Origin of the sequence: Mycobacterium sp. (genome assembly GCF_032162605.1) — a bacterium.
In the GTDB taxonomy this organism is placed as follows: Bacteria; Actinomycetota; Actinomycetes; order Mycobacteriales; family Mycobacteriaceae; genus Mycobacterium.
Genome location: NZ_JAVROT010000271.1, coordinates 1 through 11,001 on the forward strand (window position 1 = coordinate 1; position 11,001 = coordinate 11,001).

The 11,001-nt window shown below is 64.9% G+C and carries 5 protein-coding genes and 2 pseudogenes; 5 read left to right on the forward strand and 2 right to left on the reverse strand.

What is annotated here, in order from left to right; translation table 11 throughout:
• Nucleotides 1-804: 804 nt before the first annotated feature.
• Both QOI01_RS15995 and QOI01_RS16000 read left to right on the forward strand, forming a co-directional pair.
• Entirely contained in the window at nucleotides 805-1,761 is a 957-nt protein-coding gene (locus tag QOI01_RS15995; RefSeq protein ID WP_526382539.1) for a methyltransferase domain-containing protein, read from the forward strand.
• Between the two features lie 1,314 nt (nucleotides 1,762-3,075).
• Nucleotides 3,076-3,698, forward strand: a pseudogene (locus tag QOI01_RS16000) (IS3 family transposase); the annotation flags it as partial.
• 427 nt (nucleotides 3,699-4,125) lie between these two features.
• Here the strand turns inward: QOI01_RS16000 and QOI01_RS16005 are convergent.
• Nucleotides 4,126-4,473: a hypothetical protein gene (locus QOI01_RS16005; RefSeq protein WP_526382541.1), complete on the reverse strand. Its 348-nt coding sequence runs from the start codon at nucleotides 4,471-4,473 to the stop codon at nucleotides 4,126-4,128.
• Between the two features lie 273 nt (nucleotides 4,474-4,746).
• Complete coding sequence (locus tag QOI01_RS16010) at nucleotides 4,747-5,583, reverse strand: glycoside hydrolase family 16 protein (RefSeq protein ID WP_526382543.1); 837 nt, start codon at nucleotides 5,581-5,583, stop codon at nucleotides 4,747-4,749.
• A 651-nt stretch (nucleotides 5,584-6,234) separates the two neighbouring features.
• Here QOI01_RS16010 and QOI01_RS16015 point away from each other — a divergent pair.
• The 3 genes and pseudogenes from QOI01_RS16015 to istB all read left to right on the forward strand — a co-directional run bounded on the left by QOI01_RS16015 (nucleotide 6,235) and on the right by istB (nucleotide 10,831).
• Nucleotides 6,235-7,413 (forward strand): carboxylate--amine ligase, encoded by a 1,179-nt coding sequence (locus QOI01_RS16015; RefSeq protein ID WP_526382545.1) that lies wholly within the window; start codon nucleotides 6,235-6,237, stop codon nucleotides 7,411-7,413.
• A 1,062-nt stretch (nucleotides 7,414-8,475) separates the two neighbouring features.
• Nucleotides 8,476-10,017: pseudogene (gene istA / locus QOI01_RS16020) on the forward strand (IS21 family transposase).
• A 61-nt stretch (nucleotides 10,018-10,078) separates the two neighbouring features.
• Nucleotides 10,079-10,831, forward strand: coding sequence for an IS21-like element helper ATPase IstB (gene istB / locus QOI01_RS16025; RefSeq protein WP_526382547.1), 753 nt, complete (start codon nucleotides 10,079-10,081; stop codon nucleotides 10,829-10,831).
• The last annotated feature ends 170 nt before the right edge of the window (nucleotides 10,832-11,001 follow it).

Genomic DNA, 11,001 nt, shown 5'->3' on the forward strand with positions numbered 1-11,001 from the left:
AACCGGTGCCGTCGCGGGGGGCCTGTTGGGCGGAATAACCGTTTTGTGCCTTTGTTGGTTGGTGATGTCTGTCACGTGCGCACTTCTTGCGCTGCCGGTGCTGCTCAAGGCAATACGCACACAACGAACAGGGAGTACGACCGCCACTAGCAGCGACACCAACGGCGATGCGCAGCATGAGGTGAGGAGGACAACTTTGTGACTCCGTCAGAGTTGCCGAGCGGTCACGATAGTCATTCAGTGGCGAGAGTTTTCAAGCGCCGAGGCGTTTTCTTAATGGCAAATTCTTAATGGCAAACATCATGTTCTCTCTGTGTGCACTCCGGCTTAGGCATCGAAGGCTCGTTGTCTGGGACGGTGGTTGTCGCTTCAGCAAGCGTCGGATACGCCCGTTCAAGGCGCTCAACTGGCTGAAGATGCACCAGTACATTGGCTCTGCCGAACCCGCCGCCTTCGAGGATCCGCGCATTACCCCCTGAGCGGGCAACCAAGCACTAGTCGTGATGAAGCCCGGTTGTGGTCGGGTGACACGGTTGGTTGCCTGACGTTGGGCATGGCCCTGTGGCCTCATGATTCGTGATGCTACGGAACACACGAACGGGAAGGCCCCCAGGTGATTGAGAACAGTTAGTGCCACGGCGATGCTGGGCTGGCAGGCATGGCCGTGTTGGCTTCCGCAATTTTGGTAACAGCGGGCTGCACTGCGGAATCACCTGGCAACATCACACCCCAACACCAACTACGAGGTCGACAACGACGCTTAGCCGCGTAGAGCCACTAATTTACTAGCTGATGGAGGCCGCCATGCTCTCCCTGCAGCAGATGGTCGACCAGGACCTCTTCGTCTGCCCGCGCTGCCACAGCCCCGTGCAGCCCGAGGGGCGCCAGTGGCGGTGCACCGGCGCCAGTTGCAGGTACGCCGGCAAGCCGTTCCCGGTCGTCTCCGGGGTTCCGGCCCTGGTCGACTTCGAGCACAGTGTGCTCGACGCGGACCAGCTGCGCGCGGTCGAAGGCGCCTCGGAGGTGGCCCGGTCGAGCTTCGCCGGTGTGCTGCGCAAGCTGGTCCACCCGGCCAACACCACCGCGCCGACCCAGGTGGCGAGGATGCTGACCGAGTTGCGCGCCGAGGCCGCCGGCGCAGGTCGCCGTCCGCGGATCCTGGTCGTCGGCGGCGGCACGGTAGGCGACGGCCTCGCCGACCTGTACGCCGATCCCACCGTCGACCTGGTCTCCTTCGACGTCTACATGAGCCTTGCGGTGCAGTTCATCGGCGACGGCCACGCCATCGCGCTGGTCGACGGCAGCATGGACGGCGTCATCGTTCAGGCCGTGCTCGAGCACGTCCTCGAGCCGACCGTGGTTGCTGCCGAGATCGAGCGGGTGCTCCGGCCGGGCGGGATCGTGTACGCCGACACACCCTTCCTCCAGCAGGTGCACGAAGGCCCCTACGACTTCACCCGCTTCACCGACAGCGGCCACCGCTACCTGTTCCGCCGCTTCGAGCGAATCGACTCGGGCGCGGTCGCCGGCGCGGGGACGGCGCTGCGCTGGTCGGTCGACTACTTCGTCCGTGCGCTGACCCGCTCGGTGCCGCTGGGCCGGATCGTCGCGCTCTGCTTCTTCTGGCTCAGCATCCTCGACCGGGTCCTCGACCCCCGGCACTCCGTCGACGCGGCCAGCAGCGTCTTCTTCCTCGGGCGCAAGACCGAGCGGTCGATCTCCGGCGCCGACATCATCGACTACTACCAAGGCGGCATGTGACGCTGTCGGGCATGAGCCCGCATGTGGTCTCGATCCGCTCACGGCGGGCATGGACGGTCAAGATGGAGCTCCGTGTCTGCGCCTGGCCGCACCAGCGCCGACCATGCCACCCAGGGGGAGTGAAAATCACGGCGCCGCGCGCGGAGGCTACGCGCGGCGGGGCTGATGCGGCACCGATCCGATCAGCCCGGCCCGACGGTGACCGTCGTGGTGTTGGCAGCTGTTTCCGCGCACTGTCGGGCTACTTGTCTGCGGATGGTGAGGACGTCTCGACGCTAGGTGCGGAGGTGATGATGCCCAAATCCGTTGTGCCTCTTATGCACAACCATTTCAGTGTTGGTGGCTTCGGGCTTCATCCAGACGTGACGGCGTTCGGCCAGCGCGCTGGACTGATCGCCGCTAAACTAGCCGACCGTCGGCGGCGTGCTGACGCTCAGCCAAAGTGAATCGCCTGTAAGCATTCGCAGTGGCTGGCCCGGAGCTGGCTGACAGGATCGGTGTCGCCGCGGTCCGGCTGGGTGTGACTCATGAATCGTGTGGCCCCTTGATGGGTGCTCTTCCCGGGATCTGGCCGCCCGATCGAGGCGGCGGCGCCGGCCCGGTCACTGCTTCGGTGGCTTGATAGAAGCCTGCCCGACTCGTTGCCGCGAGTCGTGGCCCGTTACAGGCCTGCCTCGAAGTGCTCTCTTCCGGGCCGACGCCGAACACGACGTCGCCCATCGGAAGGAACTCAGTCAGTCGCAATGCCCATCGTCGCAGAGCAGTATCTGTTTGTCATCGGAGTCGACACCCACGCGGCCACCCACTCATTAGCACTGTCACCGCCGCGACGGGGCAGTGGTCGATCAAGCGGTGTTCCCGAACACGCCACCAGGACTTGACCGTGCGTTGAACTGGATCACCCACAGCATCGGCGGCCACCCAGCGTTGATCGTCATCGAGGGTGTCGGTTCCTACGGTGCCGGGCTTGCCCAGCGCGTCAGCGATGCAGGTTTGCTGGCGCCGAACCATCAGCGATGCCAGCCGCCCAACGCCGCGGGATCGGCAAGACCGATGCGTTGGACGCGGTCCGTATCGCACGCTCGGTTCTGGCGGTCGACACATCGCGACTGCGGTAGCCCCGCGCCACCGGCCAGCGGGTGGTGTTGCCCGTTCTGGTCGTGGCCCGTGAGCAAATGGTCGCTGAACGCACCCGTGCCATCAACGCCCTAACCGCGTTGCAACGCACGATTGATCTAGGGGTCGATACGCGTAAAGCACTGTCGCACAGTCAGTTCAAGGTGATCGCAGGATGGCGTGATCGTAGGGAGGATTCTCCGGCGCGGGAAACGGGTCCGCACCACCAAGGCGGATCCGGTGGCGCCGCGGCATCCCGACTTGGTTCGGCGTGACTTCACCGCGACTGCGCCCAACCAGCTTTGGGTGACTGATCTGACGTTCGTGCCGACCTGGGCCGGCGTGGCCTACGTCTGCTTCATCGTCGATGCTCACAGCCCGATGATCGTCGGCCGGCGAGTCGCTAGCAACATGCACACCACGATGGTCCTCGATGCGATCGAGATGGCCCGCTGGTCACGCGGAAACACGTTGGGCTTGAGATGTCACTCCGATGCGGGATCGCAGTTCACGTCCATCCGGTACGGCGAGCGGCTCGCCGAGATCGGTGCGGGCCCTCGATCGGCACCGTGGGTGACAGCTATGACAACGCTCTGGCCGAGACCGTGAACGGCTACTACAAGGCCGAACTGATCTACGGGCCCACCCGGGGCGGGCCGTGGAAGACCGTCGAGGACGTCGAGCTGGCGACCCTGGGCTGGGTCCACTGGCACAACACCAGCCGCCTGCACGGCTACCTTCACGACATACCGCCCGCAGAGTTCGAAGCCATCTTCTACGCTACGAAACGGACCGACCAACCACAGGTCGAAATCCAATAGCCCGAGCCTCCATCAGAACACCATCAGAACCAGGACGATTCATTGTTCCTATCGGAACAAAACCTGGGGTAGTTCAAACCGTCTTGGGTTGACGCTGGCCGCGGGTATGTTGGCGGCCTACCTGTTGGGTTAGTTGGGCCTGTTGGGCCGGTGCGGTGGGGCGGGTTGGGTGGTGGCGGGTCGAGGGCGATGCGGAGCCGGATCTGGACGTGCCAGCCGGTGGGGGCCCGGACGTCTTCGATGGTAGGCGCAGTAGCTGCTGTTTATGGGTCACCGAGGGTGTCGATGACAGCGTGATGCGGGCGGCGAAGTCGTGCCACGCGGTGGCGGAGCTGGTTGTCACGGGCGAGCGCGGTTCGTTCGTGGGCGAGGTTGTTCGCTTGTGCTGCAGTTCTTTTCGGCGGGAGGAGACTCCTGTGCCGGCGCTCTAGTCGGGGAGTTCGATGAACCCGCGCTGGTAGAGGTCGACGAGGCGGCGCCGTTCCGTGTCGGCGACGTCGATTTCGCGGTCCAGCCGGGCCAGTTCGGCGGTCAGGAATTCGTCGTCGGGGAGCGGGGTGCGCAGCGTGACCGCTTGTTCGGCGGCCAGCAGCCGCTGGGGGTGGGTAATCGCGGCGCGGATGTGGTCGAACACGAACGTGTCTAGCGCGTCGGCGCGGATGTCAAGTTCGGGGCAGCGGTATTGTTCGCCGCCGGCGCGCAGGGGGTCGTGGTTGCGGCAGTAGTAGTAGTAGTAGTAGTAGTAGTAGTGCCAGGTGCCGATGCGGCCGCGCATCTTGTGGCAGTTGGTGCCAACACCGAACGGCGCCGCCGCATTTGACGAGTCCTTTGAGCAGCCACTGGCCGGGTTATGACAAAGCGTGGACACCGATCAAGGTACGCATCGTTCGTGCGCGTCAGGGTGCTTATAGCGAATTAGGTTCGTGGGCAAGGTTCCTCAGTCGTCGGCGTGCCGGTCGTCATCCAATCGCTCGAGCGAGGCCTGGAGATTTCGTGGGCCATCTGCCATCTGCCATCTGCCGTCAGCTGGGCAGCGATCAACTCAATATCAGTCTGGGTCCCATCGGAGCCAGTCGACAAGCATCGTCGCCGGGAATTGGGTCGAGATGTCCGGCGGGCCGGCCCAGCTACCACCGACCGCCAGGTTCAAGATCGCGTACATCGGCCGGTTGTACACCCACTGGGCGCCTGGCGGCAGAGACCGCGGCGTAAAGGTGCCCACTGTTGTCGTGTCGATGCCGACGGTGATGCGGTCAGGAATACGTGTCACCCAGTAATCGTGGTAGTCGGTGGACAGGTCGGGGATGGGCCCGCTGAATTGGGCTTGCTGCGTGCCTTTGGTGGTGTCGGAGCCGCCGCTGATGGGGCCGTGGAGCGTGGTGTAGTACGTGGTCGTCGTGCTGGGCAATTCGATGATGTCGATTTCGCCGCATTGCGGCCAGGGCGTGCTGTCCTCATCAGCTCCGACCAGCCAGAACGCTGGCCACAATCCTTGTCCCGACGGCATTTTGATGCGCGCGGTGATTGTGCCGTAGCCGAGGCTGAGTTTGTTTTTCGTCTGAACGCGCCCCGATGTGTAGGCGCTGTCGGTTTCGACGGCTTGGATGACGAGGTGGCCACGCCCGTCGAGGAAAGTGTTGTCGGTGAGGTACCTTTCGACGCCTTCGTCCCATCCGGTGCCGGTGACTAAGCTCCAGTCCGCGGGATTCGGTGCGGATCTGGCGGGACCGTTGAAATCCTCAAACACTGCGGAGGCGTTCGCGGGGGCAATAGGCAACGCGACCGCAGCAGTGACGAGGCTGGCAATTGTCAGGCACAGATAACGCGCGGGCGTACTCCATCGACCGGAGAGCGAAGATGAGATCCCAGCTTCCTCTTTAGACACGGACTTCCTATTGTTGTTTCCCGCTTTCGACCGAGAGTAGGCGCTCAGCAGCGTACGGGGAATCGTCACGACCTAATTGCCGTGTAGGGCGGTGGACAATTCCTTGTCAAGACGGTGGGCTTGGGCCCTGTCCGCAGGCTGGAGCGACCTGCTGCTCTGCCACCTTTCGAGGGTGGTCGGTTGTCGAGTGTCGGGGGAATGCCTCATCGAACCGCGGTGGCCAAGTCCTTTCGCGAGAACGGCCAGGTCGCCGGTCGTGACCGGCTGCTCTTCCGAAGGGGTTGAGATTGGAATCGTGGTTCGAGCCCGCCTGCACGATCGACACCCAATCGACGGGGAGCGGTCGAGCTCCGGTCATGAAGGCCGGGGTCGTGCGGGTTGCTGGGATCGCGCATGACTCAATCTCGGGTCAGGCCGTCACAGCCTTGCTATTCTCAACCGCGTGCACTGGTATGCGGCCTCGGCCGTGGCGCGCGTCGTCAAGGGCCGCCGCCGACACGTAGCCCCAACGGCGGCGTGAGTCCTACCGCCGGCCCGGGGGATCCTTCCTCTTCGCGGTTGCGAGGATTCGTCGACGCGGTACCACGCGTTGATCGTCGCTCGCGCACCGACGTGGAGCTGGATACTGGGCTCCCGGCCATGGTGCTGTGGGTGACGCAGTTCCCGCTCCTGCATGGCTGCGTCGGTGTCTTCCGGAGTCTCGGGCGAGCAGGAGTCCCGGTCCACGCGGTGGTTGCGGACCGCCGCGCACCCGCCGCCTTGTCGCGGTATGTCGCGGGACACGTCCTCTGGCGGCCGCATCACGGCGACGGACCCAACGAGCTCATCGACCGCCTCACCTCCTTCGGCCGTCGGATGGGCCGACGGTCCCTGATTATCTGCACCGCCGATGACATGGCGGTTCTCGTCGCCCAGCACCGTAGCGCTCTAGAGGAGTACTTCGTCCTCCCGACCATTTCCGCGGACCTCCCTGCCCAGTTGGCGGACAAGCGCATCCTCTACGGCCTGTGTCGGCGCCACGGCGTCGGCGCACCGCGGTCCGAGTTCGTGGACTCGATGTCCCAGCTCGAGGCCATCATCGACGAACTCGAGCTGCCGGTGGTGGTGAAGAGCACTGCGCTACGGGGCCAGGCCGTTCCCCAGAGCGTCGCGTTCAGCACCGTCGTGCGCAGCCGCACGGCGCTGCGCGATCTGGCCCGGAGATGGGCGGAGCCGTTTCGCACGCTGATTCAGGAGTACATCCCCGACGAGGTCTCCGAGGACTGGATCGCCCACGGCTACTGCGACGCCGATAGCAAGGCGAGGATCGTCTTCACCGGCAAGAAGGTGAGGTCATGGCCGCCTCGGGGTGGAGCCACCGCAGCAGGGTACGTGGCCGCGAACGCCGAGCTGGCGGCGCGCACCGCTTCTTTCTGCGCCCAGATCGGCTACCGGGGCGTCTTCGACCTCGACTGGCGCCGCGATCTCCGCAACGGCCAATACAACTTGCTGGACTTCAACCCCCGCATCGGCGCTCAATTCAGGATGTTCGAGGACGATGCCGGGATCGACGTCGTCCGCGCTATGCACCTCGATATGTCCGGGCGTGCCATCCCGCCGGGATCCCCCGTCGAGGGCGAGCGGTTCATCGTTGAGCCGTGGGACCTCGCCAGTCGGCTGGCGGACCGGCACGGACCGAAACGTCCGATGGGCGGCTCGGGCCGGCCGCGTCTGGCCTGGTTAGCTGGCGACGACCCGCTACCGGTCCTGGCCATGATCCTGCGCCAGGGCGCGCTGTCGACTGCGGCACGGATACCTCGCACCGCCAAGCGCGCCACGCCACCGCCGTGATGCGTGGCACGTGGCCCATTGGTCAGGCCAGGTGGTCGTTGGTGCCCGGCGTGTCGGCCGTGATGACGACGAGGCGGTCCTCCTCCACGTGACTTCGACCCACCGTCCGGCTGACTCCATCCAGGCCAGCTGGTCGACGCGGAAGTACGGCTGATCGGGCTCGGCATACCCGAACCGGCGATGCGAGTGGCTGTGGATGACCGAGCGCGCTATCTCGAGAAGGCCATACTCTTCAATCGAGCGGCGCAGAGGGGCCAGGAAACTGCGGTCCTTCACCAGGTCCCTGAGCACAAGGGGCCGCCGGCTGCAAAGACGCTCACGGGCGGCGACCGCCCCAATGGCATCGCACGTCTGCAAGGTCGTGTCGCGAAGCTATGGCGCCGACTCGGTCGAGTCTGGTGCCGGCGATTCGGCGTATCTGCTTCGCCGCGAACGCTGACGAGGCGTTGGCTGGTATGGGCGGGGCACGCCGGGCCCCTTACCGATTCAGAGCCGGCCCGGGTGTTCCGGTGTGGCCGAATCCCCGAATCCGAGAAAACGCGCTGCTCGCGCGGCAATGAACGCCCGTCAGCGTCGGACCAATCCGGATGCCCATTGCAACACGCGACTGCAGGCGTTGATCGGCCGGCAACGAGTGCAGCTGCATAACGCGCAGTCCGTACCGGATCGATAATGCTTGTGCGCCGAACGGTGATGGCCACACGCACACACACCGTTTCGCACTGTACGAAGATTACTGCTAGAACGTTCTTCGCGCTCTTGACCACGATCCAAACGAAGACAGGACGCGACGGACGGTCGAAAAGTGGCTCCACGCATGCAGCCAGACCTGGTCGTCAATAGGTGTCAACGTCCCCCACACGCCCTCCTCACCCAGTGTCAGCGGTCAGGTAATTCCCCCAGCTTGAGGGGTTGTCCGTCACGTAATGCCCCCACCCCGTCTGTCACGTAATTCCCCCACGCGGGGGGTGTGGCAGCCGGTTGCGGGCCTCGCACACAGGTTCGCTCGACCCACGGATCGACTCGTGAGGAAGGGCGCCGATGGAGAGGAGAAGTTTCGACGTGTTCGATCTGATCGAGTTGTTCACCCACTGGCATGCGGGTCGGTCACAGCGCCAGCTGGCCGAGAGTTTGGGCATCGACCGCAAGACGATCGCGAAGTATCTGGCGCCAGCGATCGCCGAGTCGTTGACTCCCGGCGGGGAGCCGATCACCGAGGCGGGGTGGGCGGTGCATACCGCTCGGTGGTTTCCCGAGCTCGCCGATCCCGGGCTGCGGGCTACGACCTGGCCAGGCATCGAAGTGCATCGCGAAAGAATCCGGGGCTGGCTGCGCGCGGAGGTGAGTGCGGCGACGGTGGCGCAGCAACTGCGTGATGACCATGGCGTTGCCGCATCGGAATCCTCAGTACGGCGGTAGATCTCGGCGAACTTGTCCGAAGAGGCGGTCCGGGAAAAGGTCACCGTGGCCCGCGGACCGGTGCCGCCGGGCAGCGAAGCGCAGATCGACTACGGCCGTCTCGGGATGTGGTTCGACCCGGTCAGTGGTCGACGCGTCGCGGTGTGGGCATTCGTGATGGTGCTGGCTCATTCGCGGCACCTGTTCGTGCAACCAGTCCTCAAGATGGGCCAATCCTCCTGGTGCGCTTCGCATGTGGCCACATTCGAATTCTTCGGTGGTGTCCCCGCCAGGCTGGTGCCCGACAATCTGAAGACCGGCGTCACCCGGCCGGACCTGTATGGCCCGAAGATCAACAAGGCCTACGCCGAACTGGCCACCCACTACGGCTGCCTGATCGACCCGGCGCGGGCAGGCAAGCCGAAGGACAAACCACGGGTGGAACGGCCGATGCAGTACGTCCAGGACTCGTTCTGGCGGGGCCGGGAGTTCACCTCGCTACAACAGATGCAGGCCGCGGCCGTGGTGTGGAGTCGTGAGGTGGCCGGGACGCGACAGTCGCGGGCACTCGATGGCCAACAACCCGGGTTCGTGTTCTCCACCGTCGAACAGCATGCGCTGGGACCGTTGCCGCGCAATGAGTTCCAGCTCGCCGTGTGGTCAACGGGCAAGGCCGCCACCGACTGCCACGTCAAGGTCGGCAAAGCGCTCTACTCGGTGCCGTGGCGGCTGATGGGCCAGAAAGTCCATGCCCGCACCTGCGGCGACGTAGTGCAGATCGTGCACGACGGTGACGTCGTGCCACCCAACGTGACCCATCCGTGAGGGCGGGCCACCGACTTCGAGCACTACCCGCCGGAGAAGATCGCCTTCCCCGTGCGCACCCCCACCTGGTGCCGCCGGGCGGCCACCGAGGTCGGACCGGCCTGCACCGAGGTCATCGCCGAGTTCATGGCCATCAACGCCATCCACCGGCTGCGCAGCGCCCAAGGCGTCCTCGCATTCCGCAAGACCGTCGGCGATCCGCGACTCGAGGCGGCCAGCGCGCGGGCAATCGCCGTGGGCGATCCGAGCTACCGCACCATCAAGGGCATCCTCGCCGCCGGCACCGAACTCGACGGCATCACCCAACCGGCGCCACCGCAGGCCGCGGCCCATCTGCGTGGACCCGCTGCATTCGATACCGAATCCGGTGAGACCGCGTGAATTCGCCACCGTATCCGATTGCATACCAACACCATTCGACCCTCGTCAGGAGACCATCAGCATGAGCATCCTCGACCCGGCACTACGCAACGCGCTGCGCACCCTCAAACTCACCGGCATGCTCGAGACCCTCGATGCCCGGCTCACCCAAACCCGGGACGGCACCCTCGGGCACCTCGATTTCCTCCAAGTGCTCTGCGAAGACGAGATCGCCCGCCGCGAATCAGCCGCCCTGACCCGGCGCATCCGCCGAGCCCGCTTCGAGGAACAATCGACCTTCGAATCCTTCGACTTCACCGCCAACACCAAACTCCCCGCCGCGATGCTGCGCGACCTGGCCGCACTGCGGTGGCCCGACGCCGCCGAATCGGTCATCCTCTACGGACCCGTCGGCGTCGGGAAAACCCATATGGCACAAGCAGGCCACGCCGTAGCTCGCCGCGGCGGCGACGTCCGGTTCGCCAAGACCTCCCGAGTGCTCTCCGATCTGGCCGGCGGACACGCCGATCGCACCTGGGGTCAACGCATCCGCGAATACACCAAACCACTGGTGCTGATCCTCGACGACTTCGCCATGCGCGAGCACACCGCCATGCACGCCGACGACCTCTACGAGCTGATCTCCGACCGCGCCGTCAACGGCAGACCGCTCATCTTGACCTCAAACAGATCGCCCAAGGACTGGTACAACCTGTTCCCCAACCCCGTGGTGGCCGAGTCACTGCTCGACCGATTGATAAACACCAGCCACCAAATCCTCATGGACGGACCCACCTACCGACCCCGAAAACGACCCGGCGCTACCGCACCGTAGACAACACCAAACCCACCCGGTAGACCTACACCCGAGGCCCACCGGTGGCGGAATTACATGACAGACACCCCGGCGGAATTACCTGACCGTCGACAGGCGATGGAATCCCCAACTTGTTTCCTCTGATGCGAAACAGACTGCGGAACGAGTACGGCTTGTCTGCCGAGGTT

Bases quoted from the DNA above. Each gene is read 5' to 3' on its own strand.
- QOI01_RS15995 (WP_526382539.1), top strand. From the start codon at position 805: ATGCTCTCCCTGCAGCAGATGGTCGACCAGGACCTCTTCGTCTGCCCG.
- QOI01_RS16005 (WP_526382541.1), bottom strand. From the start codon at position 4,473: ATGCGCGGCCGCATCGGCACCTGGCACTACTACTACTACTACTACTAC.
- istB (WP_526382547.1), top strand. From the start codon at position 10,079: ATGAGCATCCTCGACCCGGCACTACGCAACGCGCTGCGCACCCTCAAA.